The organism is Achromobacter sp. EB05 (assembly GCF_044232075.1).
GTDB classification, from domain to species: domain Bacteria; phylum Pseudomonadota; class Gammaproteobacteria; order Burkholderiales; family Burkholderiaceae_B; genus Achromobacter; species Achromobacter dolens.
The window spans coordinates 439,227-466,067 of the sequence record NZ_CP155917.1 but is presented as its reverse complement, the minus strand read 5'-3'; the positions used below and the strand labels follow the sequence as shown (position 1 = coordinate 466,067).

At 68.3% G+C, this 26,841-nt stretch carries 26 protein-coding genes and 1 tRNA gene; 6 read left to right on the top strand and 21 right to left on the bottom strand.

Going from position 1 to position 26,841, the window contains the following annotated elements:
* Window positions 1-30 precede the first annotated feature (30 nt).
* Complete coding sequence (locus AAID08_RS02185; protein ID WP_054503581.1) at window positions 31-552, top strand: lipocalin family protein; 522 nt, start codon at window positions 31-33, stop codon at window positions 550-552.
* A gap of 98 nt (window positions 553-650) precedes the next feature.
* Here AAID08_RS02185 and AAID08_RS02180 read toward each other — a convergent pair whose 3' ends face one another.
* The 13 genes from AAID08_RS02180 to AAID08_RS02120 form a co-directional block, all read right to left on the bottom strand.
* Window positions 651-1,592 (bottom strand): succinylglutamate desuccinylase/aspartoacylase family protein, encoded by a 942-nt coding sequence (locus AAID08_RS02180; protein WP_054503582.1) that lies wholly within the window; start codon window positions 1,590-1,592, stop codon window positions 651-653.
* Between the two features lie 2 nt (window positions 1,593-1,594).
* Window positions 1,595-2,584 carry a tripartite tricarboxylate transporter substrate binding protein gene (locus AAID08_RS02175; protein WP_343718673.1) on the bottom strand — a complete coding sequence of 330 codons (990 nt, stop codon included), beginning with the start codon at window positions 2,582-2,584 and terminating at the stop codon, window positions 1,595-1,597.
* Between the two features lie 161 nt (window positions 2,585-2,745).
* Window positions 2,746-3,660 (bottom strand): LysR family transcriptional regulator, encoded by a 915-nt coding sequence (locus AAID08_RS02170; protein ID WP_054503584.1) that lies wholly within the window; start codon window positions 3,658-3,660, stop codon window positions 2,746-2,748.
* Window positions 3,661-3,685: 25 nt separating this feature from the next.
* Window positions 3,686-4,570, bottom strand: a complete 885-nt coding sequence (locus AAID08_RS02165; RefSeq protein WP_175167208.1) for an alpha/beta hydrolase — start codon at window positions 4,568-4,570, stop codon at window positions 3,686-3,688.
* The gene (locus AAID08_RS02160; RefSeq protein ID WP_049070888.1) at window positions 4,563-5,324 is read right to left on the bottom strand and encodes a GntR family transcriptional regulator; all 762 of its coding nucleotides are present in this window, start codon (window positions 5,322-5,324) and stop codon (window positions 4,563-4,565) included. Before AAID08_RS02160 ends, AAID08_RS02165 begins: the two co-directional genes overlap by 8 nt.
* A gap of 82 nt (window positions 5,325-5,406) precedes the next feature.
* Window positions 5,407-6,432, bottom strand: coding sequence for a carbon-nitrogen hydrolase family protein (locus AAID08_RS02155; RefSeq protein WP_326339807.1), 1,026 nt, complete (start codon window positions 6,430-6,432; stop codon window positions 5,407-5,409).
* Between the two features lie 19 nt (window positions 6,433-6,451).
* Window positions 6,452-7,144 (bottom strand): ABC transporter ATP-binding protein, encoded by a 693-nt coding sequence (locus AAID08_RS02150; RefSeq protein ID WP_054503587.1) that lies wholly within the window; start codon window positions 7,142-7,144, stop codon window positions 6,452-6,454.
* Complete coding sequence (locus AAID08_RS02145) at window positions 7,131-7,895, bottom strand: ABC transporter ATP-binding protein (RefSeq protein ID WP_064524954.1); 765 nt, start codon at window positions 7,893-7,895, stop codon at window positions 7,131-7,133. Before AAID08_RS02145 ends, AAID08_RS02150 begins: the two co-directional genes overlap by 14 nt.
* A gap of 100 nt (window positions 7,896-7,995) precedes the next feature.
* Window positions 7,996-8,982, bottom strand: a complete 987-nt coding sequence (locus AAID08_RS02140) for a branched-chain amino acid ABC transporter permease (RefSeq protein WP_049070885.1) — start codon at window positions 8,980-8,982, stop codon at window positions 7,996-7,998.
* The gene (locus tag AAID08_RS02135; RefSeq protein WP_064524957.1) at window positions 8,979-9,893 is read right to left on the bottom strand and encodes a branched-chain amino acid ABC transporter permease; all 915 of its coding nucleotides are present in this window, start codon (window positions 9,891-9,893) and stop codon (window positions 8,979-8,981) included. The genes AAID08_RS02140 and AAID08_RS02135 overlap by 4 nt, the downstream gene beginning before the upstream one ends.
* The gene (locus AAID08_RS02130; protein WP_063579951.1) at window positions 9,890-11,059 is read right to left on the bottom strand and encodes an ABC transporter substrate-binding protein; all 1,170 of its coding nucleotides are present in this window, start codon (window positions 11,057-11,059) and stop codon (window positions 9,890-9,892) included. The genes AAID08_RS02135 and AAID08_RS02130 overlap by 4 nt, the downstream gene beginning before the upstream one ends.
* A 58-nt stretch (window positions 11,060-11,117) precedes the next feature.
* Window positions 11,118-12,029 carry a fumarylacetoacetate hydrolase family protein gene (locus AAID08_RS02125; protein ID WP_395757315.1) on the bottom strand — a complete coding sequence of 304 codons (912 nt, stop codon included), beginning with the start codon at window positions 12,027-12,029 and terminating at the stop codon, window positions 11,118-11,120.
* 91 nt (window positions 12,030-12,120) lie between these two features.
* Window positions 12,121-13,245 carry a cupin domain-containing protein gene (locus AAID08_RS02120; RefSeq protein ID WP_175143715.1) on the bottom strand — a complete coding sequence of 375 codons (1,125 nt, stop codon included), beginning with the start codon at window positions 13,243-13,245 and terminating at the stop codon, window positions 12,121-12,123.
* A gap of 207 nt (window positions 13,246-13,452) precedes the next feature.
* On the opposite strand from AAID08_RS02120, the gene AAID08_RS02115 reads away from it, so the two are divergent.
* Entirely contained in the window at window positions 13,453-13,713 is a 261-nt protein-coding gene (locus AAID08_RS02115; protein ID WP_049070880.1) for a hypothetical protein, read from the top strand.
* A gap of 229 nt (window positions 13,714-13,942) precedes the next feature.
* Here the strand turns inward: AAID08_RS02115 and AAID08_RS02110 are convergent, their stop codons facing one another.
* The 3 genes from AAID08_RS02110 to AAID08_RS02100 all read right to left on the bottom strand — a co-directional run bounded on the left by AAID08_RS02110 (window position 13,943) and on the right by AAID08_RS02100 (window position 16,661).
* Window positions 13,943-15,100 (bottom strand): hypothetical protein, encoded by a 1,158-nt coding sequence (locus AAID08_RS02110; protein WP_395757314.1) that lies wholly within the window; start codon window positions 15,098-15,100, stop codon window positions 13,943-13,945.
* 95 nt (window positions 15,101-15,195) lie between these two features.
* Window positions 15,196-16,302, bottom strand: a complete 1,107-nt coding sequence (locus AAID08_RS02105; protein ID WP_395757313.1) for a helix-turn-helix transcriptional regulator — start codon at window positions 16,300-16,302, stop codon at window positions 15,196-15,198.
* Between the two features lie 284 nt (window positions 16,303-16,586).
* A tRNA-Arg gene (locus tag AAID08_RS02100) sits at window positions 16,587-16,661 on the bottom strand.
* A 230-nt stretch (window positions 16,662-16,891) separates the two neighbouring features.
* On the opposite strand from AAID08_RS02100, the gene AAID08_RS02095 reads away from it, so the two are divergent.
* Window positions 16,892-17,812, top strand: coding sequence for a cytochrome c5 family protein (locus tag AAID08_RS02095; RefSeq protein WP_049070873.1), 921 nt, complete (start codon window positions 16,892-16,894; stop codon window positions 17,810-17,812).
* Window positions 17,813-17,899: 87 nt separating this feature from the next.
* Here AAID08_RS02095 and AAID08_RS02090 read toward each other — a convergent pair whose 3' ends face one another.
* The 4 genes from AAID08_RS02090 to AAID08_RS02075 all read right to left on the bottom strand — a co-directional run bounded on the left by AAID08_RS02090 (window position 17,900) and on the right by AAID08_RS02075 (window position 22,912).
* Window positions 17,900-19,426, bottom strand: coding sequence for a 3-hydroxyacyl-CoA dehydrogenase (locus tag AAID08_RS02090; protein ID WP_064524973.1), 1,527 nt, complete (start codon window positions 19,424-19,426; stop codon window positions 17,900-17,902).
* A 72-nt stretch (window positions 19,427-19,498) separates the two neighbouring features.
* Complete coding sequence (locus AAID08_RS02085; protein ID WP_059269117.1) at window positions 19,499-20,728, bottom strand: CaiB/BaiF CoA-transferase family protein; 1,230 nt, start codon at window positions 20,726-20,728, stop codon at window positions 19,499-19,501.
* A gap of 376 nt (window positions 20,729-21,104) precedes the next feature.
* A complete protein-coding gene (locus tag AAID08_RS02080) occupies window positions 21,105-22,253 on the bottom strand; it encodes an acyl-CoA dehydrogenase family protein (RefSeq protein WP_006386797.1) in 1,149 nt (382 codons plus the stop codon).
* A gap of 35 nt (window positions 22,254-22,288) precedes the next feature.
* A complete protein-coding gene (locus tag AAID08_RS02075; RefSeq protein ID WP_020925435.1) occupies window positions 22,289-22,912 on the bottom strand; it encodes a TetR/AcrR family transcriptional regulator in 624 nt (207 codons plus the stop codon).
* A 199-nt stretch (window positions 22,913-23,111) separates the two neighbouring features.
* Here AAID08_RS02075 and AAID08_RS02070 point away from each other — a divergent pair, with 199 nt between their 5' ends.
* Both AAID08_RS02070 and AAID08_RS02065 read left to right on the top strand, forming a co-directional pair.
* Window positions 23,112-24,083 carry a nitronate monooxygenase family protein gene (locus AAID08_RS02070; protein WP_054503596.1) on the top strand — a complete coding sequence of 324 codons (972 nt, stop codon included), beginning with the start codon at window positions 23,112-23,114 and terminating at the stop codon, window positions 24,081-24,083.
* Window positions 24,080-24,820, top strand: coding sequence for an enoyl-CoA hydratase-related protein (locus AAID08_RS02065; protein ID WP_395757312.1), 741 nt, complete (start codon window positions 24,080-24,082; stop codon window positions 24,818-24,820). The genes AAID08_RS02070 and AAID08_RS02065 overlap by 4 nt, the downstream gene beginning before the upstream one ends.
* A 115-nt stretch (window positions 24,821-24,935) precedes the next feature.
* On the opposite strand, the gene AAID08_RS02060 is transcribed toward AAID08_RS02065, so the two are convergent.
* Window positions 24,936-25,769 carry an enoyl-CoA hydratase/isomerase family protein gene (locus tag AAID08_RS02060; protein WP_006392559.1) on the bottom strand — a complete coding sequence of 278 codons (834 nt, stop codon included), beginning with the start codon at window positions 25,767-25,769 and terminating at the stop codon, window positions 24,936-24,938.
* Between the two features lie 90 nt (window positions 25,770-25,859).
* Here AAID08_RS02060 and AAID08_RS02055 point away from each other — a divergent pair, with 90 nt between their 5' ends.
* Complete coding sequence (locus AAID08_RS02055; protein WP_395757311.1) at window positions 25,860-26,729, top strand: NAD(P)H-hydrate dehydratase; 870 nt, start codon at window positions 25,860-25,862, stop codon at window positions 26,727-26,729.
* Window positions 26,730-26,841 lie beyond the last annotated feature (112 nt).

The following is a 26,841-nucleotide window of genomic DNA, read 5'->3' as shown; positions in this document are numbered from 1 at the left end:
CGTTAGGGTTTTGGATCAGGAGGCTTTCCCATGCGCCGCATTGCAACATTACTGTTGGCCGTCGCCGCCAGCGCGGCCGGAATCGCCCACGCCGCGCCGCCGCCCATGCAGACCGTGGAGTCGGTCGACCTGAAGCGCTATGCCGGCATGTGGTACGAGATCGCCAACTTCCCGATGTTCTTCCAGCGCAACTGCGTGGGCGACACCACCGCGGAATACACGCTGCATCCGGACGGCACCGTGGGAGTCAACAACCGCTGCCGCACCAAGGACGGCGACATCGACTCGGCCACGGGCACCGCCACGGTGGTCGAAGGCAGCAACAACGCCAAGCTCGAAGTCTCGTTCTTCAAGCCGTTCAAGGGCGACTATTGGGTCATCGGGCTGGACCCGGACTACCGCTGGGCCGTGGTCGGCACGCCCGACCGCAAGTACCTGTGGATCCTGTCGCGCTCGCCGCAACTGCCCAAGGAAGACCTGGATCGCGCCCTGGCCGCCGCCACCGCGCAGGGCTACCAGCTCGACGAATTGCGCTACACGCCGCAGAAGTAGTGCGCGGCCGGCCCGGCGGCGATACGGCCAGGGCCCGGCCACCCGGCCTGAGACAGGCGATACGCGCGGCGTTCAGGCCGCGCCCACCGCTCGCGTGGTCAGCCCGCGTAGTCGCGCGCCAATCGCACCACCGTCACGCCCGGCTTGAGCTGACGCAGCGACGGCATCACCAGCGTGCAGCGGTCATAAGGCGAAACGATCGCCCGGCCGTCGGCCCAGCCGATCACCGATCCCGCCTTTTCCAGCGTCTCCAGGCCCTGCCAGGGCTGCGCGAAGCTCACGTCCATCGACGGCGCCACCACCGCGTCGGTCACTTCCAACACCCGCTGCGCGGCGTCGGGCTGCCGCCAGCCGGCCGGGATGTCGGCGGCATCCACCACATCCGCCGCGACCAGCATGCGCGCCACCATGTCGCGCGCCACGTCGCGGGCCGCCGGATCGCCGTGAAAGCCGCATTCGATCAACAGCGCGCAGGCGTCGCCGCGCGCCGGATCCCCGAACTGCGCGAAGTCGCGCATGCGCACGCCGTCCTTGTGGCCGGCGTCCACGATGACGTGCCGCGGCGCCTTCAGGCGCCGCGCCAGCGCGATATTGCGCGGCAGGACGCCCGTCAACAAGAGCGGCGCGCCCGGCTCGTGCATGGAATGCAGGTCCAGCAGCCAATCGGCGCGCTCGACCCACGGCCGCAATTGCGCCGCTCGCTGGCGGTCGCGGGTCGTGGGGTTGTCCAGGCGCTCGGCGCTCCAGACCCGGTTCATGTCCTCGTCGACGAAACGCGAGGCGTCATGGCGCGCCAGATCGAAACGGTCGAAGGCTGGCAGGTTGCAGAACGCCAGCGTCAGGCGGCCGCGGCGCGGCCGCAGGCCCGCGGCCAGCAGGTCCTTCAGCGCCCAGGCGCCGCACAGCTCGTTGCCGTGCACCAGCGCGGACAGCATCAGCGCGCGGCCGGGCAGGCCCGAGTCGAAGTGCCAGACGCCCGGCGTATCGGTATTGCCCAGCCGCTCGGCGGCGAGATCGGGAACGGGCAGCGTGAAATCCATGATTACTGCGCCTCGATCTTGGCCGCCTTGACCAGCGCCCCGTACTTGCGCGCCTCGGCGGCCTGCGAGGCCACCGGATCCAGATCCGGCTGCGCCAGCACGCCGCCGGCCTCCAGCATCTTGGCGCGGAATTGTTCCGACTTGAGCGTATCGGCCAGGGCCTCGCGCAGCTTGGCGGCCACCGGCTCGGGCAGGCCGGCCGGGCCGTACAGCGAGAACGTGATGCTGAGGTCGACCGCCTCGAACCCCGGGGTCTCGGCCAGCGCCGGAATGTCAGGCGCCACCGCCGAACGCTCGGGCTGCGTCACGCCCAGCGCCACGATCTTGTCGGCGCGCACTTGCGGCAGGCCCGAGGACAGCACCAGCACGCCGAAATCCAGTTGGCCGCTCATCAGGTCGGTCACCAGCGGCGACACGCCCCGGTAAGGAACATGTTCAGCGCGCGTATTGGTTTCCTGGTTGATCATCTCGCCGGCCAGGTGCAGCGTGGTGCCGACGCCGGACGAGCCGTAGTTGAAGCTGCCCGGCGCGGCGGCGCGCAGCTTCTGCAGGTATTCGGCGGCGGTCTTCACGCCGGAATTCTTGCTGGCCGCCAGCATCATGGGCTGCGTGGCGATCACGCCCAGGGCGGTGAAGTCCTTGGCGCCGTCGTACTTGACGGCGCTGTTGATCATGCGGGCGACCACCATTTCATTGGTCGAGCCCAGCAACAGCGTGTAGCCGTCCGGCGTGGCGCGGGCCACGCGCTGCGCGCCGATGGTGCCGCCGGCCCCGCCGGCGTTCTCGACCACCACGCTCTGGCCGATGCGCTTGGCCAGCTCCTCGCCGAACAGACGCGCGGTCAGGTCGACGCTGCCGCCTGCCGGATAGCCGACGATCAACGAGACCGGGTGGTCGGGGTAACCGGCGGCGATGGCCGGCGAGACGATCAACGAAACGGCGGCACAGAGCGCGACCGACGCGCCGCGCAAGGCGTACGGAACGAATTTCATGAATTTCTCCCTGGGGTGCTGAGGTGGACGGCGGCGCCGTCTCGTTCGAGTTTCGGGAGACATTCTGCGCGTGGGCCGGCGGCATGATGTGCCAAGTCGGCACATTTCCGTGCTAATTCAGATTGCCGCCGGCCTGCCCCTGCGAGCAATGACGCGCCGCTTCAGGCCTTGCGATTGGCGGTGGCTTCCCAAGCCGCCTCGGCGAGGTCGGCCAGGCGCGCCCGCGAGCGGTACAGCCGCACCTCGAAGGCGATCTCGTCGCTGCGGCCGCCCAGCGACACCAGGACGCCGCGGCGACAGTCGGCCGCCACCATCGACCAGGGCAGCCAGGCCACGCCCAATCCCTTGAGCGCCGCGCCATGCGCGGCATCGAGCGAATCGATGCGCACGAACGGCGTCAGCGCATAGGGCGTGGATTCGAGCCTGTCGCCCAGGATGCGCTCCATCGACAGGCCGCCGGCGTAGGTAATCAGCGGCGCCGGCTGACCGCCCTCGCTCAGCACATAGCGGGCGCGGCCGCGGCCATCGGCCTGGCTGACCGGCACCAGCTTGTCGGTGCCCAGCGTCATGTAGCGATAGCGCACCGGGTTGAGCTGCATGGACAGGGCCGGATGCTCGTAGCAGCACAGCAGGTCGACCTTGCCCTGCTCCAGACGCATCGCCATGTCTTCCATCTTGCCGGTGGAAATCTCCAGTTGCGTGCCTTCGGTCAGCACCTTGGGCGCGCGATGGCGCAGCCGCGCGATCCAGTCGCCCACCACGGTGCGCGACAGGCTGCGGCCGGTGGCGATGCGCAGCACCGCCTCGCCGCCCGCGCCGGAACTGCGGATGCGATGGCGCACCAGGCCCATCTGCTCGACCACCTGGGTGGCGGTCTTGAGCAGCGCCTCGCCCTCGGCGGTCAGCGTCACCGGCACGCGCTGGCGCTCCACCAGCGGCGCGCCGGCCCAGGCCTCCAGCGCGCGGATCCGGCGCCCGAAGGCCGGATGCGTGACGTGCCGCGCCTCGGCGGCGCGCACGAAACTGCCGCTCTGCGCCAGCGCGATCAGGTCTTCGAGCAGTTTCAGGTCGGCCATGGCGCGCCCGTGTCCGTGAACGCGCTCAGGCTTGCGCCAGGCCCATCATCGCCAGGGTGGCGCGGGTCAGATCGCTGGCCGGGTCCTCCAGCTCGTTCACCAGGTCGAAGTGGTTGCAATGCGGCGTCGGGATGCGCGTGGCCTGCAGGCCGGCGCCGGTCCAGGCGCGCTCGAAGGCTTCGGTCTGGTTCTTGAACCCTTGCGTCTCCAGGCCGCCGACGGCCAGCAACATGGGGCCGGCGCGCTCGGGCAGGTTGAAGATCGGGCTGTGTCGCGCGGCCTGCTCCGGCGTCAACTGCAACCAGGTGTTGGGCAGCACGTCGCACAGCGGTCGCAGGTCGAACAGGCCGCTGAGCGCCAGCGTGCCCTTGACCACGTCATCCGGCACGCCGTAGCGCGCCGGCCAGGCGGGCGCGGCCAGCATCGCCGCCAGATGCCCCCCGGCCGAACTGCCGCCGACGTAGATACGCTCGGGATCGACGCCGTACGTCGCCGCGTTGTGGTACAGCCAGGCCAGCGCCGAGCGCATCTCGCGCACGATTTCCGGCAGCGTCGCTTCGGGCGCCAGGGTGTATTCCGGCACCGCCACCGCCGCGCCGGCCGCGTTGAAGGCCTCTGCCATCACAGGCGCGTCTTCCTTGCGCTGCGCGCGCCAGTAGCCGCCGTGGATGAACACGAACAGCGGCGCCGGGCCGCGGTTCGCCGCCGGCAGGAACAGGTCCAGCCGCTCGTCCTGGCCCATGCCGTAACGCAGGTTCAGCAGGCCGGGGCGGCGCGATTTCACCGCGGCGGCCGACTCGGCGTAGCGGCGCACGCAGGCGTCGAAGTCCGCCACCGACTCGCGGGCGTTGTATTGCACCTCGCGCTCGGCGATGGTGGGGAAAAAGAGATCGATGTCCGCGTCACGCATGAATGGCCTGCCTGTCGTCCTGGGAAATGATGTGTTCGATGAATTGCGCCGTCTTGCGGTAATGCGCCGCCAGCATCGCCACCGAGCCTTCGACGTCGCGCGAGAGCGCGGCATCGAGCAACTGGCGGTGCTCGTCGTCGACATTGCGTTCGGGGCCGTAGGCGGTGGCGCCGGCGCGCGCCGGACGCCGGTAGCGTTCGGTCTGCGCATACAGTTGTGTGGACAGGTCCAGCAGCCAGTGCGAGCGGCAGGCGCCGATCAGCGCGTGGTGGAAGTCCAGGTGGCGCGCCTCGAGCGATTCCTCCAGCTCCTGGCTGGGCGGCACGGCCTCGCCGGCGCGCTGCGCGGCCAGCGTCAGCGCGTGGTAGGCGCCGACCAGCCGCGCCTCCCAGGCGTCATCGGCGTTGGCCAGCGAGCGCCGCAGAGCGTCGCAATCGATCAGGATGCGGGTCTCGCAGGCGTCCCACATTTCCTCGACCGACAGCGGCGCGATGCGAAAACCGCGCGAGGTGGTGGTGATCACCATGCGTTCGCTGCGCAGCCGGTTCAGGGCTTCGCGGATCGGGGAAAAGCTGCTGCCGTAGCGTTGCTTGAGCAATTCCAGGCGCAGCGACTGGCCCGGCGCGAACGCCCCGCTCATGATGTCGCGCCGGAGCAGGCGGTAGACCTGCTCGGACAGCGTGATTTCCTCTACCTCGGCGTTCCCGTCGGCGCCGGGCTCGTCCTGGCGGGAAGCTTTGATTCTTGGCTTCAACGTGCTCTCCAGATGTCAGCGGCCTTGAGGCCGGGGCCGGCGGGCGCTCAGGCGGCCCATTCTACCCGCGGCCCGGTCGCCCCTAGCCGCGCGCCTCGGGCAACGGCTCGAAGTCTCCGTCCAGGTCGGCGGCGCCCGATTCGGCCAGGTCGTCATAGCGCGCCGCCTGCAGCGGCCGCCGGTTCACGCGCAGGTCGAACACGTCGAAGCGGTTGTAGTGGCCGACGATGTCGTGCATCTGGCGCGGCTGGATGCAGCGCGACAGGTCGATGTCGGCGTAGACGATGCCTTCGTCGTCGATCAGCGGCTCGCCGATGACGCGGCCGTCCGGCCCCAATATTCCCGAAAACGCGCTGTTGCGGCGCGCCAGCATCTCGCGCGCTTCCGGATGGCTGGCGCTGATGGCGTCCTGGATCTCGGTGGAAATGGTCGAGCACGACACCACCGTGAACACCTTGCCCTCGAATGAATGCGCCGCCGCCCGCAGGCGGATGGCCTCGGCCATGTCGTAGTCGGGCGGCGCCACCGGCAGCGAGATATAGCTGGCGACGTGCACCATCTCGCCCTGCGCCAGCAGCGAGAAGCGCGCCAGCGTGTTGGTGTTCTCGCCGCAGGCCAGGCCGCCGAGCTTGCCGACGGACGTGTCATACACGCGCAGTGACTCGCCGTCGCCGTGGGCCCAGGTCAGCTTCTCGGCCCAGGTCGGCACCAGCTTGCGGTGGCGGCCCAGGACGCGGCCCTCTTCGTTGATGAAGACCATGGTGTTGTAGATCGTGCCGACGCCATGCCGGCTGCGCTCGTTCACCCCCACCACCACGTTGACGCGGTGCTGGCGCGCGGCCTGGGCGATGCGGCGGATCTCCGGCCCCGGCAGCTCGATGGCGCTCTTGCAGAGCTTTTCGAACCACGGGCTGCCCTGCACCGGGTTCATCACCCAGCTCCAGTAGGGATAGGCCGAGACGAACACTTCGGGAAAGGCCACCAGGCTGGCGCCGTTGCCGGCGGCCTCGGCGATCAGCGCGCAGGTCTTGTCGACGGTGGCGTCGGTGTCCAGGAACACCGGGGCGGCCTGGACGGCGGCGGCCTTGAAAACGGGCAGGTTCAACATGCGTGTGCTCCTATTGCGGTCAGATGCCGAGATAACGTTGCGCCAGGTCGGGCTGCGCGGACAGTTCCGCGGGCGCGCCCGACCAGGCCACGCGGCCCTTGTCGACGATGTAGTGACGGTCCACCAGCGTCGCCATCTCGGGCAGGTTCTTGTCGATCACCAGGATGGTCTGGCCCTCGGCCTTCAGCGCCCGCAGGCAACGCCAGATTTCCTGGCGGATCAGCGGGGCAAGCCCTTCGGTGGCCTCGTCCAGGATCAGCAGCTTGGGATTGGTCATGAGCGCGCGGCCGACCACCAGCATCTGCTGCTCGCCGCCCGACAGCGTGCGCGACGACTGCGCGCGGCGTTCCTTCAGGCGCGGGAACAGCGCGTAGACCCGCGCCAGGTCCCAGCCACCGGGCGCGGCGCGCGAGGTCGCCACCAGGTTCTCTTCCACCGACAGCGAGCCGAACACGCGCCGCCCTTCCGGCACCAGCCCCACGCCCAGCCGCGCCACCGCGCTCGGCGCGGGCCGCGCCAGCGTCTGGCCGCGGAACTGGACCTGTCCGCCGGTGGCCGGCAGCATGCCCATCAGCGTCTTGATGGTGGTGGTCTTGCCCATGCCGTTGCGGCCAATCAACGAGATCACCTCGCCCTCGGCGGCCTCGAAGGCCATGCCGAACAGCACCTTGCTCGATCCGTAGCCGCCGGTCAGGCCCTCAACCTTCAACATGTTCTTCTCCCAGGTAGGCGGCGCGCACTTCCGGATGGCGCCGCACCTCGTCGGGCGCGCCGCTGAACACCACCTTGCCGTAGACCAGCACGCTGATGCGGTCGGCCAGCGCGAACACGGCGTCCATGTCGTGCTCCACCAGCAGGATGCCGTAGTCGCCCTTCATGCCCAGCAGCAGGCGCGTCATGCGCGCGGATTCTTCCGGCCCCATGCCGGCCATGGGCTCGTCCAGCAGCAACAGGCGCGGCGAACGCGCCAGCGCCACCGCCAGTTCGAGCTGGCGCTTCTCGCCGTGCGCCAGGTCGGCGGTGCGCACGTGGCGCCGGTCCGCCAGGCCGACGTGGGTCAGCCATTGCATCGCCTGCGCCTTCAGGCCGGCATCGCGGCGCGGATCCGACCAGGCGCCAAAGGCGCGGCCGCCCTTGAGCATGCTGGACAGGATGACGTTTTCCAGCGCGGTGTATTCCTGGCACAGCTCGGTGATCTGGAACGAGCGGCCCAGTCCCAGGCGGGCCCGCTCGAAGGCGCGCAGCGCCGTCACGTCGCGTCCGTCCAGCTCGATGGTGCCCGAGTCCGGCCGGATCTCGCCGCAGATCTGCGCGATCAGCGTCGACTTGCCGGCGCCGTTCGGGCCGATGATGGCGTGGATCTCGCCGGCGCGCACGTCCAGGTCCACGCCGTTGGTGGCGACGACCGCGTCGAAGGCCTTGCGTAGCTGCGTCAGGCGCAGCAGGGTTTTCGTCTCGTTCATTCCTGGTGTCGGCTTACTATCGGGATGCCACGGATCCGGCTCCGCCGGTCCGTCGGCATGCCCCCTGGAGGGGGAAGCGCGAAGCGCCTCGGGGGTGGGCTCAATCCGCATGGCGCGTCTCCAGCAAGCGACCGAACAGCCCTTTCTGCCCCCACAGCACGACCAGCACCAGCACCGGCCCCATGTACAGCAGCCAATGCTCGGTCAGCGACGACAGCATCTGCTCCAGTCCCAGGAACACCGCCGCGCCCGCGATCGGACCCAGCAGCGTGCCCACGCCGCCGAGGATGACGATGGCCATCAGCTCGCCCGACTTGGTCCAGGCCGCCATGTCCGGCGTCACCAGCCCGGCATAGTTGGCCCACAGCACCCCCGCCAGACCGGTGCCCACCGCCGACAGCACGAAGGCGCTCAGGCGGTACGGCGTGGGCGCCACGCCCAGGTTGATGGCGCGCCGCTCGCTCTGGCGCAGCGCCTGCAGCACCATGCCAAAGCGCGAGTTGGTGACGCGGATGCACAGCAGCGTCCAGAGGGTCAGCAGCGCCAGGCAGACGTAGTAGAACGTCAGCGGGTTCTCCAGGTTCAGGCCGGGCAGCACGTTGCGCTGCGAGATCATCAGCCCGTCGTCGCCGCCGTAGAACTGCAGCGACACCAGGATGAAGTACACCATCTGCCCGAACGCCAGCGTGATCATGATGAACTGCACGCCGCGCGTGCGCAGCGCCAGGTAGCCGAACAGCCAGCCCGCCAGCGCGCACACCGCCAGCGCGATCGGCCACACCACCAGCGCGGCGTTGCTGCCGGCCCAGCCGAACAACGGGCCGGCTTCGGTGGTGTGGAAGGCGATGATGCCCACCGCATAGCCGCCCAGCCCGAAGAACATCGCGTGGCCGAAGCTGACCATCGCGCCGTAGCCGATCACCAGGTCCAGGCTGACCGCGGCCAGGCCGTAGATCAGGAAGCGCGTCACCACGCCGATCAGGAAGGGCGTGTCGGTGGCCGCCGCCGCGCCCGGCAGCGCCAGCAGCAGGATCAGACCAGCCAGCCCCCAGCGCGCGCGATTCGAAAGTGTCTTTGCCATCATCATCCTCGCGCCGGGAACAGCCCGCCCGGCTTGGCGATCAGCACGATCGCCATCAACACATAGATACTGGCCGAGGCCAGGCCCGCCGCCAGCGGATCGGCCGTGGCCGGCGAGAACATCGCGCCCAGCAGTTGCGGCAGGAACGCCCGCCCCATGCTGTCGACCATGCCGACCAGCAGCGCCCCCGCCAGCGCGCCGCGCACCGAGCCCACGCCGCCGATCACGATGACCACGAAGGTGGTAATGAGGATGCGTTCGCCCATGCCGATCTCGACGGCCAGGAGCGGCGCCGCCATCACGCCCGCCAGCCCGCACAGCAGCGCGCCCAGGCCGAACACCAGGGTGTAGAGCTTCTTGATGTCCACGCCCAGCGCATCGACCATTTCACGGTCGTCGGCGCCGGCGCGGATCAGCATGCCGATGCGGGTGCGGTTTACCAGCCACCACAAGCCCACCGCCACCAGCGCGCCGACCGCGATGAACGACAGCCGGATCAGCGGATACTGGAACCCCGGCGCCAGCGTCACCGCGCCTTCCAGGAACGACGGGATGCCCACCAGCGGCGGCCGCCGGCCGAAGATCAGGCTGACCGCCTCGTTCGAGAACAACAGCAGGCCGAAGGTGGCCAGCACCTGGTACAGGTGGTCGCGCTTGTACAGCTTGCGGATCACCAGCACCTCCACCGACAGGCCGTACAGCCCCGCCCCCAGCAGCGCCGCCAGCACGCCCGCCAGGAACGAGCCGGTGGTGCCGATGGCGTAGGCCGCGCAGTACGCGCCCACCATGTAGAACGAGCCGTGGGTCAGGTTCACCACGCCCATGATCCCGAAGATCAGGGTCAGCCCGGCGGCGAGCAGGAACAGCATCGCGCCGAACTGCAGCCCGTTGAGCAACTGTTCGAAGAGCAATGTCATGACGGCATCTTGCAGAATTGGGCGTAGGCGTCCTTGTCATCGGACACCAGCTTGCGCACCAGGCGCGGCGACAGGCCGCCGTCGGCGTCCTTCTCGATGCGCATCAGGTACAGGTCCTGCACCGGATGCTGGTTGGTGTTCATGCTGAACTTGCCGCGCAGCGAGGCGAACTCGGGCTTGCGCAGCGCGGCGCGGAACTCGGCCTGGCGCGACAGGTCGCCGCCGGTGGCCTTCAGGCCGACGCCGATCAGTTGGGCCGTGTCGTAGGCCTGCATGGCGTAATCGGTGGGCACGCGGCCGTAGGCCTCCTTGAACGCCTGCACGAAGGCCTTGGATTGCGGATTGTCGAAGTCCTGCGACCAGATGCCGGTGATGTAGGCGCCCTGCGCCGCGTCGCCGGTGGCCTTGATCATGCGCGCATCCATCGAGAAGCTCGGCATCAGCATCGGCACGGTCTTGTTCAGGCCGGCCGCGGCGTATTGCTTGACGAAGTTGATGCCGGTGCCGCCCGGATGGAACTGGTAGACGGCGTCGGGCGCCAGCGACCGCACCCGCGCCAGTTCGACCGAGAAGTCCGACTGGTCCAGCTTGGTGTAGATCTCGGCCACCACCTCGCCCTTGTAGGTGCGCTTGAAGCCTTCGATGGCATCGCGCCCGGCCTGGTAGTTCGGCGCCAGCAGCGCCACGCGCTTGTAGCCCAGCTCATTGGCGGCCACGCCGCCCGCCGTGTGGAAGGCATCGTTCTGGTACGAGGCCACGAAATAGTTCGGGTCGCACTTCTCGCCGGCGAAGCTCGACGGGCCGGGGTTCAGGCTGACGTAGAACGCGCCCGACTTGACCACGCCCGGCGCCACCGCCGCCAGCACATTCGAAAAGTTCACGCCCGTGAACAGCTTGACGCCCGACTGCAGCATGCGGTCGGCCGCCTGCTTGGCGTTGGCGGGCTTGAGGCCATCGTCCTCGATCACCAGCTGCACCGGCACCCCGCCCAGCTTGCCGCCGCCCTGCTTGATCGCCAGATTGAAGGCGTCGCGCTCGTCCTCGCCGATGTAGCCGGCCGGCGTCGACAGCGTGGCGATGAAGCCGATCTTGACTGGCTCCGCGGCGTGCGCGATGCCCCCCAGCGTCCAGGCCAGGCCCGCCGCCAACATGGTTTGCTTGATCATTGTTTTCCCCTTGGAGACCGCCGCGCCCGCCGTCTCGTGGCGGGCGCTGGAATTTCGCCTAGACCGCCACCACCGGATGCCGCAACGTGCCGATGCCTTCCACGCACGCCACCACCACGTCGCCCGGCCACAGCCACTCCTGCGGCTTGCGGCCCGCGCCCACGCCCTCGGGCGTGCCGGTGGCAATGATGTCGCCCGGCTCCAGCGTGATGCCGGCGCTGATGTCCGAGATCAGGAAGGGCACCTTGAACAGCATGTGGCGCGTGTTCGAGCCCTGCTTCTTCTCGCCGTTGACCGTCAGCCACAGGTCCAGCACCTGCGGATCGGGAATCTCGTCGGCCGTGACGATGCAGGGGCCGAACGGCGCGTAGGTGTCCTGGCCCTTGGAATAGATCCACTGGCCGGCGCGGCGGCAGTCGCGCGCGCTCATGTCCAGCATCACGCTGTAGCCGAACACGTACGACAGCGCGTCGGCCTCGGCCACGCGCGTGGCGCGGCGGCCCATGATTACCGCCAGCTCGACTTCCCAGTCCAGTTGCTGCGTGATCTTGGCGTTGTGCTCGATGGCGTCGCCCGGGCCGATCACGGTGGTGGGCGGCTTGGAGAAGATCACCGGCTGCTTGGGCAGGTCGGCCGAGGTATCGAGCGTGCGGCTCGACTCGGCCACGTGCTCGACATAGTTCAGGCCGATGCCGAAGATGTTCTTGCGCGGACGCGGAATCGGCGCCAGCAGCTTGACGTTCTCCTGCGGCAGCGCGGTGCCCACGGGCCAGGCGCCGCGGTACGACTCCGTCAGCTTCGAGGCCTGCGCCACGGCCACCGGGCCCAGGTCGATGAAGGCCAGCATGTCGTCCGGCAGCGCCACGCCGCCGGCCTGCCCCAGCAGGGCCAGGTCGATCACATAGCCTTCGGCCAGCGCGCCCAGGCGGGCGGCGGCGGTGGGATGGGCGCGAAAAGTTACCAAGCGCATAGGAACTCCAGGAAATTCAAGACGAGTTGAGACAGGCGCCCGGCCTGCGCCGGGCGGCGGATGAAAATTCAGTGGGGGTTGGCGCCAGCCGCTAGATCAGTTTCTGGTGACCGTCGTTGTCCTTGACCGCTTCCTCGCGGTAGAGCGCCAGCGATCGCATCACCGGCAGGTCGTTGAAGCAGAACAGGCAGGCGTCGTCGCTGGACGACAAGTTGGCGTGCTCGTGCACGGCCCACGAGGGCACACAGAAGATGTCGCGCTCGGTCCAGTCGTAGCGCTTGCCGTCGATGACCGAAAAGCCGCTGCCCTTGGCCACCTGGTAGAGAAAGCTGCCGGTGTGGCGGTGGGCCTTGGTGTGCTCGCCCGGGCGCAGCAACTGCATGCTGGCGCCGATGGTCGGCATGACCGGGCCGCCGGTGGCCGGGTTGACGTACTCCATCAGGATGCCGTCATAGGGACTGCCCGCCGACACCCGCGCGTGGCGGCGCAGCGCCTCGTAGGTGGGTTCCCATTCGTACTTGAACAGCGGCGAATACGGCTTGGTCCAGCCCGTCGTCTGCGGCCGCAGCGCCGCGCTGCCCCACAGCGCGCTGGTGTCGTCCACCGGGTGCGTCACGGTCTGGTTCAGGTCGGGATGCACCGCGTAGAAGCCGGCCTCGAACGCGTTGACCAGCGGAATGTCCAGGCCGTCCTGCCAGATGCAGGTGGTGCCGTCCTCGGCCACGCCGTGCTCGTGCCAGGTGCCGTTGGGCGTGAGCACGAAGTCGTTCGCGCCCAGCGTCATCTTGTGGCCGTCCACGACCGTGAACGCGCCCTTGCCTTCCATGATGAAGCGCAGCGCCGAATGCGAATGCTTGTGCGCCGACGCCAGCTCGCCCGGCCGCATCACCTGCAGGCCCGAATACAGCCAGCCGACCGCGGCGGCGACGTCGCGCCGGCCCGGGTTGTTCAGGTAGATCACGCGGCGGCCCGCTTCCTCGGGCGACACCAGTTCGGCCGAGCGCAGCACGTGGCCGCGCAGGTCCTGGTAGCGCCAGACCACCGGCACCGACGCCGAACGCGGCGCCCAGGGCTCGATCTTGTTGGCCACCGTCCAGAGCGCGCCCGTCTCGAGCCGGGCCAGATCCTGGTAATAGGCGATGCGCTCCGGTGAATCCGCCACGTTGGCGCGACCGGCGGTGTCTTCCCGATAGGCGTCGTACCTGTTCGCTTCCATCCCTTGCCTCTTTTTTATAAAAATCAAAAGATTTTCGAAAATATTAGAGGCGAGCCGGCATTTGGGCAATCGTTGCGCGCTAGGGGTTTTCCTGGGGCGGCTGCCCCGTCCCGAAAATATTTGTGGAGCGACGAAAAACACTGTACAAAAACACAGTTCAACATGCTACATTTCGCTCGCCCGCACAACGTCGTCCAGGAGACTCCTGTGTCCGAAGCCGCTCAAATCGCCCAGACCCACGTCGTCCAATACATCGTCGTCCCTTACCGCGCCGCCGCCAATGGTGTCGCCCCCGGGGAAATCCGCCCCGCCAGCAGCGAGTTCGGCGCCATCCGCATCGCCAACTCCATGGCCGGCAAGTTCGCCGGCGTCGCCGCCTACGAGGTCATGATCGACAAGGAAACCGGCGACATGGAATCGCCGCGCATCCTGGCGCAGATCGGCACGGTGCCGTCGCTGGACGACTGACCCTCGACCGCAAAGCACTTGAAGTCCTTGGCCACGACGTTGGAGTTGTTGAGCGACTGGCCGTTGGACATGCCAACCTTCGATTCCTTGTAGCCGTCGTCCTTGTAGCCGTCGTTATCCTTGATGCGTTGGAAACCAACGCCAGTACCGATCTGTCGTGCAACGACTACACGCGACGTTATCTGCGTCGAGCGTCCCCGCCCCTCACATCCTTGCGGCAAGACAGCAATTACCTGCCGCGGGATGCAAAGCGCCAGCAGGCGGTCTGCGCCTTGCTACCCGCGGAGATCTGGCTCGAATCGAACGATTCGATCAACGGCTGCCCATCGATGCAGGCCACGATGAACGTGGACTGCGTCGCGTAGCGGTACGCCAGCCGATGCGTGGCGCCCGGCTCAAGGCCCAGGCCTTGCGTGACGTATGTGCGCTTCGTGCGCGAGAACTCGCTGCCGCGCGATTGGCAGACCGTGCCATCGCGCTGCCCATTGGCGGCATAGACGTTGCAATAGCCGACCGCCACGGGCACCTTGCAGATATTGGTGTAGGTGATGTAACCATCGGATGTCTGCCCGCGCTTCAGGCAATCACTGCGATTGGGACCGTATGCGAGCGCCTGGGTGCCTTGACCTGACTTGGCCGCGCTTGCGTCCGCGCCCTGCGTTGGGGTCCTGCTGTCGGCCTGGCGCGCCGACGACCTGCTCAACTGCGCCACCTTCTGCGCCCAGGCCGTTTTCAGACAGCCCACCATGGGCGCCTCCGCTCCCTGCCGGCCAGCCTGCAGCGCCTCATACTTGCGCAGCGCCTCCTGCGCCTCCGCCAGCGTCGCGCCATTCAATTGCTTGTTGTGCCGATTTGTCGCGCTCGCAGCGCCCGCGGCATTATTCGGTCCATAGATTTGCCGTATCTCCGCCTCGCAGACGGGTTTTGCAGGGGAGGCCGGCGGCGGATTGCCGGACGCTGCCCGCGGCGACTTCGGCGCCCACTGGACGATCTGCGGCGGAAAACCGTTTTTCCTCAGATTGCCAAGGCGATACTCATATTCCGTGCGCAGTGCATTGTCGTCCTTGTCCTCGCCCAGGCCCGCGATGGCGCAGTGATAGAAATGGGGGCTGCCGTAGCGTTCGCCGTTATCCTCGCGGTACTTGCCTATCCCCTTGAGATAATCGATCCATTGGACCCTGAGCGCTTTCCATGTTGCCTCATCGGCCCTTTCAACCTGGAATATCTCCGTTCGATAGAACTGGTCGGCGCCGATGCCCTCGCCAACGCGTGACAACAGGATCCCTGCCTCGCAATAGGCGGACGCGGCCACGGCGGCGTGCGCGGCCAGCATTCCGAACAGGAAGAAAAGCGGACGAACCACAATACGGAAGGAAAGCGCGCGCATAAAGCCCTCCAAGCGCAGTAAGCGGATTGGGACGATATTCCCAATCCGGCCGCCCCCGCATCTCCAGGATTGGGGATACGGCGGGGCTGCCATCCCTACGCCTGCAACACCAACGCGCTCAACTGCGCGGCCCGCCTGATTCCCGTTTTGGCATAGATGGCTTTCAGTTGGAATCGCACGGTTCCCAGCGATACGCCGCGCACCTCGGCACACTCCCGCGGCGACAAGCCATCGCAGCAAAGCAGCATCGCCAGTTCGGCCTCGGCCCGGGTCAATCCATGGAACAAGCGCAGGCGCTCCGTCTTGGCCTTTGGCGCGGCCAAGGCCACGCCGCTCATCAGCGTCAGGCGGCCTTGCGCCGCCCGTGCAAGGCGCGACCGCTCGGGAACCGGCGTCAACGCCAGCGGCAACGGCGCACCGGAGCGCTTGCGCAACTGGATGCCGCCGGCCGCGCAGGCGGCTCGCCACTCGGCCTCGCTGGCGCCATGCGCGCTCACGAAGCGGCCGTCAACGAAACGCACCGCGGGTTCGCTCGCCATCAGCGCCTCGGCTGCCCGATTCGCGCGGATCAGCCGACGTTGTTCGTCCAAGATGAAAAGCGGCGTATCGATCCCGTCGAGCATGGATTCGGCGATGGCGAGCCGGGTTTCCAGAACCCCGACACGCGCCTGCAAGCGCAGGGCCCGGCTGACGTGCGGATAGAGGATATTGACGGCGTCGCGCTGGCCGTCGGACAAGCCGCGCGAATCCGCGGCGCCGCTCAGGCTCAGATAGGCGCTATCGAACGCGCCCCGGTGCAGGAATAACCCCGACAGGCTGCCCAGGCCGTGCGGCCGCAGGAAATCCTGGTAATAAGGATGGGACAGGCGCTCACGTTGTGAAAAGGCCCGCGTGTCCTCGAACCAGCGTCCGGCCTGCCAGGTGGACGCCACCGGCACGACCGGGTCGTCCTTGAAGAATGCAGCGTCATAGGCTTGCTGGAAGGTGGCCGTCCAGGCCTCATCGTCTCCGGCCGCGACGTTGACCGAAGGCCGCAACGAGGAGGAATCCAGCGCCATCAGTACCACCATACGCCGGCCCACCAGTTGCCGGATCCGCTGCAACGGCACGTCCCAGCCGTGCCCGCCCAGTCCCGCTGCGTAAATGTCTTCGATCACGGCATCCAATGCCGCGCTGCGGATGCTCTCTGCTCTGGAATCCATGCTTGCGACGTTTCGCCTCGTGTGGATGAAGCAGGCGACCGCGGACAATGCGGCGGAGCCGGTGGTGCGGGCAGGATAAGGAACGCGCTGGCGCCGCGTCAATCGGGAAAGACCGGGCAACGAGACACCCGCATGGCAGGAAAGCGGGACGCGGCCAGGCGATGGTGTGGATACGAGGAAAGAGGGGAGATCGGCGCCGGCCAGTCAGCATGATGGCGCTGGCATTTTCTGGCGGCCCGCCGATGCGGCATGGGCGTGGGCGCAAAGCGCCGCAACGTTGCTGATGGCGCGCCCGACAGGAATCGAACCTGTATCAAGAGCTTCGGAAACTCTCATTCTATCCATTGAACTACGGGCGCAGCGCAAGGAGGCGGTATTGTACCTAGTTTTGCGCAATCTGCATGAAGTGGATCGATTCGCCGGGCAAACTGCGTGAAAACCCCGTCCGTCCGTTGGACGCGCGTCCCTGACACCGTTATATAATCCAGCGTTTGCTTGCAAGGCGGTCTGCTTTTTGCCGCCCTTTGTGCAGTACTGATTTTCTGTTGCCGCCGCCAGGCGCCCCGGTACCCGTTAGCAGGATTTGGTCATGAGCAACGAGCAGGAACACATAGAAGAGCACTCCTCCCCCATCAAGACCCCGAAGCAACTGATCGTCACGGTCATACTGGCCTTCGTGGTGCCTATCGCCATCATCATCCTACTGGTGAACATGGTCGCCTCGGGCGCCAAGGTCGGCGCCGGCTCCGATACCCTGTCCACGGAAGCCGTCACGAAACGCATCGCCCCCGTCGCGGGATTCGAACTGGTCGACGCCAACGCGCCCAAGGTCTTCAAGACTGGCGAACAGGTCTTCCAGGCCGTCTGTACGGCCTGTCATACCGCCGGCGTGGCGGGCGCGCCCAAGGTCGGTGACAACGCCGCTTGGGCCCCCTTCATCAAGTCCGGCTTCGACGCGATGATGAACGTCGCCCTGCATGGCAAGGGCGGCATGCCCGCCAAGGGCGGCAACCCGACTCTGTCCGATTTCGAGGTTGCGCGCGCCGTGGTGTACATGGCCAACAAATCCGGCGGCTCGCTGCCGGAGCCGGCCGCCCCCGCTGAAGAAGGCGCCAAGAAGGAAGCCGACGCCGCGCCGGCCGCGCCCGCGGCTGCCGCTCCCGCCGCCGCACCGGCTGCCGCGGCTCCTGCTGCTGCCGCGCCCGCTGCCGCTGCGCCGGCTCCCGCCCCCGCCGCCGCGCCCGCGCCGCAACAGGCTGCCGCGGTCAACCCCGCTGGCGAGAAGCTCTACAAGAGCGTCTGTTTCGCCTGCCACGCCACCGGCGTGGCCAACGCTCCCAAGTTCGGCGACAAGGCCGCCTGGGAGCCGTACATCAAGACCGGCATGGACGCCATGGTCAAGGTCGCGATGCAGGGCAAGCCGCCGATGCCGCCCAAGGGCGGCGCGGCCAACGCCTCGGAAGACGACATCCGCGCGGCCGTGCAATACATGGTGGACGCGGCCAAGTAAGCCGCACATAACCCGGACGCGACGCCGCGCCAGTCGAAAAAAAGCCCCTCGATGCATTCGAGGGGCTTTTTGTTTCGGGTCGCGCCGTCAGTCGGCGGCCGAGGTCTTGAGCAGCGACATGCCCAACTGCACGCGGCGTTGCAGCCACAGGCTGGGACGATAGCGCGGATCGCCGGTAACGCGCTGGATGTTCTTCAGGATCTCCAGGATGCGCTCCGCGCCCAGCGCGTCGCCCAGGGCCAGCGGCCCCACCGGATAACCCAGCCCCAGCGTCACGGCGCGGTCGATGTCCTCGGGGGTGGCGATCTGCTGTTGCGCGATATCGGCGGCGATGTTGACGATCATGGCCACGATGCGCTGCGCGACGAAGCCCGGAGAATCCTCGACCACCGACACCGGCACGCCGTCGCCGGCCAGCACCGCGTGCGCGGCATCGCGCCATTTGGCGTCGGTTCCCGGCGACACCATCAGGGTGCGGCGCTTGGCCTTGTCGAACGCGTGCAGCGTATCGAGGCCGACGCAGCGCGCAGGATCCAGCCCTTGCGCCGACACCGTGGTGGATACATCTTCACCGAATGGGGTGACGATGATGAGCGCATCGGCCGCCGGCGTGGAGCCGGACACCAGCGGCGCGCCCAGCTTTTCCAGCAGCGCGGTGGCGCGTGCGTAGCCTTCCGGATGGCGCGGACTGACCCAGACCTTCAGGCCCTGCGGCAGCGCTGGCACGGGCGGCTCGGCCGGCACCTGCTTCTGTCCATCCACATACTTGTAGAAGCCCTCGCCGGCCTTGCGGCCGATCAGGCCGCCGGCCAGGCGCACGGTGGTGATGGGCGACGGACGGAAGCGCGGTTCGTCGAAGAACTGGCGGTAGATGGATTCCATCACCGGATGCGAGACGTCCAGCGCGGTCAGGTCCAGCAGCTCGAACGGGCCCATGCGGAAACCGGCCTGCTCGCGCATGATGGCATCCACCTGCGCGAAGCTCGCCACCGATTCCTGCGCCACGCGCAGGCCTTCGGTGTTCATGCCGCGACCGGCGTGGTTGACGATGAAGCCGGGCATGTCCTTGGCGCGCACCGGCGTGTGGCCCATGCGGCGCGCCAGTTCGGCCAGCGCGTCGCCGGTCTCGGGCGCGCTGCGCAGGCCGTCGATGACCTCGACCACCTTCATCAGCGCCACCGGGTTGAAGAAGTGATAGCCCGCGACGCGCTGCGGCAGCTTGCAGGCCGCGGCGATGGCGGTGATCGACAGCGACGAGGTGTTCGAGGCCAGGATGCAGTCGTCGGCCACCACGCCCTCCAGGGCGGCGAACAGGTCGCGCTTGACGTCCAGGCGCTCGACAATGGCTTCGACCACCAACTGGCATTGCGACATGTCGGTCAGCGCCGTGGCGGGCTCGACGCGCGCCAGCGCGGCCTGCGCGTCGGCGGCGGTCAGCTTGCCCTTCTCGGCCAGCTTGTCCCAGGTCTGGCGCAGCGACTCGCGCGCGGCGGCCACGGCGTCGGCGCTGGTGTCGTACAGGCGCACGCGCAGGCCGGCCTGCGCCGCGATCTGGGCGATGCCCCGCCCCATGGCCCCGGCGCCCACGACGCCGATGGTTTGAATCTCCGTCATCAACTTCTCCTGCCTGTCATTGGAATGGTGTGTGCGCCGCGCCCAGCGCGGCGACGGGATGGCGCGCGCGGATCAGGACGGGCTTTGCGCCAGCGCCTGGATTTCCGCGGCCGACAGCCCGAGCTTTTCGGCCAGCACCTGCGCGGTGTGTTCGCCCAGCATGGGCGGCGCTCGGCGGTATTCGACCGGGCTGCCCGAGAACTTCAGCGGACTGGCGGCCATGGGCACGGTGCCCGCGGTCGGATGCGGCAATTCGCGCTTCATGCCGCGCGCCAGCACCTGCGGGTCTTCGTAGACCTGGTCGAGCGTATTGATCGGGCCGGCCGGCACGCCCACGGCCTCGAGCGAGGCGAGCCAGTGATCGCGCGCGCCGGTGGCCATGCGTTCGGCCAGCAGCGGCACCAGCGCCTCGCGGTTCTTGACGCGCTGCGGGTTGGTGGCAAAACGCGGATCGGCCGACAGCTCGGGCAGGCCGATGGCGCCGCAGTAGTTGCGGAACTGGCTGTCGTTGCCGACCGCGACGATCAGGTGGCCGTCGCTGGCGGCGAAGACCTGGTACGGCACCAGGTTCTGGTGCGCGTTGCCGGCGCGGCGCGGCGCGTTGCCGGAGGTCATGAAGTTCAGGTTCTGGTTCGCCAGCATGGCGACCTGGCAGTCCAGCAGCGCCATGTCGATGTGCTGGCCCAGGCCGCTGACCGAGCGCTCGTGCAGCGCGGCCAGGATGCCGACGGTGGAGTACATGCCGGTCATCAGGTCGGCCACGGCCACGCCCGCTTTCTGCGGGCCGCCGCCGGGCAGGTCGTCGCGCTCGCCGGTGATGCTCATCAGGCCGCCCATGCCCTGGATCATGAAGTCATAGCCCGGGCGGCTGGCGTACGGGCCGGTCTGGCCGAAGCCGGTGATGGAGCAGTAGATCAGGCGCGGGTTCGCTTCCTTGAGGCTGGCGTAGTCCAGGCCGTACTTGGCCAGGCCGCCGACCTTGAAGTTCTCGACCAGGATGTCGCTCTGCAGGGCCAGTTCGCGCACCAGTTCGGCGCCGCGCGGCGAGGCGATGTCGAGGGCGACGGAGAACTTGTTGCGGTTGGCCGAGAGGTAGTAGGCGGCTTCGGTGGTGTCGTTGCCGGCCGCGTCCTTCAGGTACGGGGGGCCCCAGGCGCGGGTGTCGTCACCGGCGCCGGGGCGCTCGATCTTGATGACCTCGGCGCCGAGGTCGGCCAGGTTCTGGGTGCACCAGGGGCCGGCGAGGACGCGGGTCAGGTCCAGGACGCGGATGCCTGTCAGGGGAGCGGGACGTTGCGACATCTTTTATCTTTTCGCCAAAGAGTATTAGGTCAGTGGGGATATTAGCCGGTGGGGGCTTGGGTGTGTTGGGGTGGTCGTTTTGGGGGGACGCGGGTGGGTTCTTTAGACGCCCTTTGCGGTGTGGCGTGGGGAATGGGGGGCTACGATTGCGGTCCGGAGCGTTCGCTCCGGACTGCCCCTTACTCATCCTCGTCCTCGCCTGCGGCGACTCCTTCGGATTCCGTCGGGCGCATCTACACGCCCCCCATTCCCCACGCCACACCGCAAAGGGCTGCATTTAGGGCTCATGACGGGCGCTGGGACGGACGGTGTGCTTGGCATTCTGGTGACGACCATCGGGCGTGGCCGGTGGATGCACGCCACGCCTTCTCCCTGCTTAACTGTTGGCCTTGATGACCTCGCGGGCGATGACCAGTTGCTGGATTTGCGAGGTGCCTTCGAAGATGCGGAAGAGGCGCACGTCGCGGTAGAAGCGTTCGACGGCGTATTCGGACATGTAGCCGGCGCCGCCGTGGATCTGGACGGCGCGGTCGGCGACGCGGCCGACCATTTCGGTGGCGTAGAGTTTGCAGCAGGCGGCCTGCATGGTGGTGTTCTCGCCACGGTCGCGCAGGCGGGCGGCGTCCAGGACCATGCAGCGGGCGGCGTAGAGTTCGGCCTGGCTGTCGGCGATCATGGCCTGGATCAACTGGAACTCGGCGATGGGCTGGCCGAACTGCTTGCGTTCGGTGGCGTATTTGACAGCGTCGCGCAGCAGGCGGTCGGCGATGCCGACGCACAGGGCCGAGATGTGCAGGCGGCCCTTGTCGAGCACGCGCATCGAGGTGCGGAAACCATTGCCTTCCTCGCCGCCCAGCAGGGCCGAGGCGGGGACGCGGCAGTTGTCGAACACCACGTCGCTGGTGAGCGCGCCGGCCTGGCCCATTTTCTTGTCGGGCTTGCCGATGATGAGGCCGGGCGTGCCGGCTTCGACCAGGAAGCACGAAATGGAATTGGCGCGGCGTTCGGGCGCGGTGCGCGCCATCACCGAGAACAGGCCGGCGATGGGCGCGTTGGTGATGTAGCGCTTGGTGCCGTTGAGCACGTAGTGGTCGCCGTCGCGTTCGGCCGACAGCCGCAGCGCCATGGCGTCGGAGCCGGCGTCGGGTTCGGTCAGCGCGAACGAACCGATCAGTTCGCCACTGGCCAGGCGCGGCAGATAGCGGGCGCGCTGTTCGTCGGTGCCTGCCAGCACGATGGCCTGCGAGCCGATGCCGATGTTGGTGCCGGCCAGCGAACGGAACGCGGGCGAGGTCTGGCCCAGTTCGAACACCACCTTCACTTCTTCTTCCATCGTCAGGCCCAGGCCGCCGTGGTCGGGCGAGATCGACAGGCCGAACAGGCCCAGCTCGCGCATTTCGGCGACGATGTCCGGCGGCACCTGGCCGCTGGCGGCCAGTTCATCCTCGGCGGGAATCAGGCGTTCGTGCACGAAGCGGCGCACGGCGTCCAGCAACAGGGTCAGGGTTTCGGTATCCAGGGCCATGATCTGAGTCTCTCGGGAGTGCGGGGCGGCGGCGCTCAGGGGCGCATGCCGCCAACCAGTAAATCGAAATAGCCGGCGGCGATGGTCTCGGCGCTGTCGCCCTGGCCTGGCTTGTACCAGCGCACCATCCAGTTCAGCATCGACAGCACGGCGCGGCCAGTGGCGGGCACGTCCAGCGGCCGGAACGCGCCTTCGGCCACGCCCTGCGCGATCAGGTCGCGCAGGCGCTTCTCGTAGCCGTCGCGCAGCCGGGCGGCGTCCTCGCGCTCGGGCAGCGCCATGCCGGAATAGCCGATCAGCATGGTGACGAACTCGGCGTGGTGCTGCTCGAAGTAGCGGGCGTGGCCGACCATGAAGGCGCGCAGGCGGGCGGCGCCGCCCTCGGCGCGCGCCACGTCCTGGCCGACGCTCTGGTTCAGGCCATTGAGCACCGCCAGGATGATGGCGTCGTAGATGTCCTGCTTGGTGGTGAAGTAGTGATAGATGGCGGCCTTGGACACGCCAATGGCGGCGGCCAGGTCCGACACCGAACTGCCGTCGTAGCCGCTGCGCGCGAACAGCTTGGCGGCTTCGGCCAGGATGCGTTCGCGCGGCGCCGCCAGCGTTGGCGGGCGGCCGGCGCGGGCGCGTTTGGTGGCGGGGGCTGCGGAAGTCGCCATGAGGGAACCTGGTGAGGCGGCGTCGAGGCAGGCAATGCCGGACCGCGGGCGGTTCCGTTCCATTGACAGCGGTTCGGCGCTTGCCGTTAAATAAAGATTAATTAATTACCGGACGGTCGGTAGGTAATTGTAGGCACATCCCTTTCCGCCACGCAAGCGCGGCTTGGGCGCTCAACCCGAAACCACACGTGACGCCGTTATGCCCCACTCCCTCGTGACAGATCTGTATGGCCAGATGTCCCTGCCGGTCATCAGCGCCCCCATGTTCATCGTGTCCAACCCGAAGCTGGTCGTCGCCCAATGCACGAGCGGCATCGTCGGTTCGTTTCCGGCGCTGAACGCGCGTCCGCAGAGCCTGCTGACCGACTGGCTGGACGAGATCCAGGCAGGGCTGGCCTCGTACCGCGAGGCCAATCCGGGCGCCGCGGTCGCGCCCTACGCCGTCAACCAGATCATCCACCAGTCCAACGACCGGCTCGAACAGGACCTGGCGGTGTGCGCCAGCCACCGCGTGCCGCTGATCATCACCAGCCTGCGCGCGCCCGGCGACCTGGTCAAAGGCATCCACGACTGGGGTGGCAAGGTGTTCCACGACGTCACCACCATCCGCCACGCCGAAAAGGCGCTGGAAGCGGGCGTAGACGGGCTGATCCTGGTGTGCGCGGGCGCGGGCGGCCATGCCGGCACGCTCAGCCCGTTCGCGCTGGTGTCCGAAGTGCGCCGCTTCTATGACGGCCCGCTGATCCTGTCGGGCGCCATCACCTCCGGCGCCCAGGTGCTGGCAGCGCTCGCCATGGGCGTGGACTTCGCCTACATGGGCACGCGCTTCATCGCCAGCGAGGAAGCCAACGCCAGCGAGGGCTACAAGTCCGCCATCGTCGAGGCCAGCGCGGCCGACATCCTCTACACCCCGTTCTTCACCGGCATCCCCGGCAACTACCTGAAGGCCAGCATCAGCGCCGCCGGCCTCGATCCGGCCAACCTGCCGCAGCCGGACAGCGGCGCCTCCAATTTCGGCTCCAGCCGCGTCAAGCCGTGGAAGGACATCTGGGGCGCGGGCCAGGGCGTGGGCAACATCGGCAGCGTGCAACCGACCCGCCAGATCGTCGAGACACTACGCCGCGAGTACGCCGAGGCCAAGACGCAACTGGCCGCCAGGACCTTCGCATGAGCGCCGGACTGCGGGTCACGCGCGACGGCGCGGTGCTGACGCTGGTGATCGACCGCCAGGATCGCCGCAATGCGCTCGACACGGCCACCTACGCCGCGCTGACCGAACAGCTCGCGCTGGCCAGCGCCGACATCGGCGGGTCGGCGGTGATCCTGGCCGGGGCCGGCGAACACTTCACCGCCGGCAACGACCTGCGTGACTTCCAGGCCGAGCGCGGCGCCGGCGACAGCGCCGGGCTGACCTTCCTGCGCGCTTTGACGCAGGCCGACGTGCCGGTCATCGCCGCCGTCGAGGGCTACGCCATCGGCATCGGCGTGACGCTGCTGCAGCATTGCGACTTCGTCTACATCGGCGAGGGCGCCACGCTGCGCATGCCGTTCGTGGCGCTGGGCCTGTGCCCGGAGGGCGCGTCCAGCCTGCTGATGCCGCGCCTGGCCGGCGCCCGCCGGGCCGCCGAATGGCTGTTGCAGGGCAAGGCGTTCTCGGCGCGGGAAGCGTGCGAGGCCGGCCTGGCCACCGCGGTCACCGCCAAGGGCGGCGCCCTGGCGGCCGCGCAGGCCACCGCCGCCAGCCTGGCGAAACAACCGCCGACAGCGCTGCGGCTGACCAAGGCCATGCTCAAGCGCCCGGACCGGCAGGCGATCCAGGACACCCTCGATTACGAGGCGCAGCAGTTCCGCGCCCGCCTGCAGACGGAAGAGGCCCAGGCCGCCTTCGCGGCGTTCTTCAAGAAGTGAATCCGGCACGGCCGGGCGCCTTGCGCGCCCGCGCCGCCGTATGCGACGCCTGGGCCGGCTCGCTTGGCCAGATCCCGCCCGGCGCGGGGCCGGACGCGGCCGGCAACCGCCCTTGTCAGAACGGCGAGTCAGGCCGGAAGTTCGGCGCCCGCCGCTCGCGCAGCGACTGCACGCCTTCGCGCACGTCCGGGCCGCCGAACCCCATGAATTCCAGCGCCAGCGACGTATCGAAGGTCGGGCCGGCCATGCGCAGCCAGTTGTTCAGCGAATACTTGGTCCAGCGGATCGCGGTCTGCGAGCCGGCCGCCAGGCGGTTGGCGACCTCGAAGGCGCGGCCGATCAACTCGGCCTCGTCCACGCACAGCGACACCAAACCGATGCGCTCGGCCTCTTCGCCGCTCACGGTTTCGCACAGCATCAGGTAGTACTTGGCGCGCGCCATGCCGCACAGCAGCGGCCAGACGATGGCGGCATGGTCGCCGGCGGTGACGCCCAGGCGGGTGTGGCCGTCGATGATGCGGGCGTCGCGCGCGGCGATCGAGATGTCGGCCAGCAGGCCGGCCACCAGCCCCGCGCCCACGGCGGCGCCGTGCATCGCCGAGACGATCGGCTTGCTGCAATTGATGATGTTGTAGACCAGGTCGCGCGCCTCGCGCCAGACGCGGGTGCGCACGTCGAAGTCGTCCGCCATCTGCTGCACCAAGTCCAGGTCGCCGCCGCCCGAGAAACCCTTGCCCTCGCCGCGGATCACCACCACGCGGGTATCGGGGTCGGTGTCGATATCGCGCCAGATGTCGGCCAGCTCGCGGTGCATGCGGTCGTCGGCGGTGGACAGCTTGCCCGGCTTGCCGTCCTTGGACCCCATGATCAGCTCCAGCACGCCATTGGGATGGCGGCGCAGCTTGAGGGACTCGTAGGCGGAATAGTGTTCCAGCGTGATATCGGTCATCGTCGTCTCCGGTGGCGCGGGCGGAAGGCCGCGCGTTTTGGGGCACTATAGTGGATAGCCCCTGCGCCGACGATCCCGGAGCCTCAGCCCATGAACACCCCCGATTCCTTCTTTGTCGGCGAGATCCGCCGCGACGATCTGCCCGCCCTGTTCGCCGCGCGCGGCCCAGACACGCACAAAGGCAGTTTCGGCACCGTTGGCGTCGTGGGCGGCGGGCGCGGCATGGAAGGCGCGGCGCTGCTGGCCGCGCGCGCCGCGCTCAAGACCGGCGCCGGCAAGGTGCTGGTGGGCTTCGCCCAGGACGCGGCGCCGCTGCCCTGCGACCCGCTGCAACCGGAACTGATGCTGCGCGACGCGCGCTCGCTGCTCGACACGGACTGGGGCGTGACCGCCTGGGTCGCCGGGTGCGGCATCGGCGCCGGCCCGAGCGCGGCCAACGCCCTGTCCGAGCTGTTCGTGCTGCGCCATGGCGCGCCGCTGGTGCTGGATGCCGACGGCCTGAACCTGCTGGCCAACGGCGGCATCCGGCCCCACTGGGGCCACGGACCGGTGGTGCTGACCCCGCATCCGGCCGAGGCGGGCCGACTGCTCGGCCTGGACACCTCCCGCATCCAGGCCGACCGCCCGGCCGCCGCCCAGGCGCTGGCGCGGCGCTTCGGCGCCTGGGTGGTCCTGAAGGGGGCCGGCACGCTGGTCTGCGGCCCCGACGGCACCTGGCGCCGCAACACCAGCGGCAACCCGGGGCTGGCCACGGCCGGAACCGGGGACGTATTGGCCGGCATGCTGGGCTCGTTATTGGCCCAGCGCCTGCCCCTCGAGCAGGCCGTGGCCGGCGCGGTCTGGCTGCATGGCGCGGCCGCCGACGCCCTGGTGGCCCGGGGCATCGGGCCGATCGGGCTGACCGCGGGCGAGCTGGCGGATGCCGCCCGAGGCCTGCGCAACGGTGGACCGACAGGCTAAGTCCCTGGGGGAAAAAACATTTTTACAACATACTAGGGTTTTCCCCTAAAAACGCGTTGCTTTTGATTTAGGGTTATCCCTATAATGGTTTACCCCAAGACGAAACGGACTG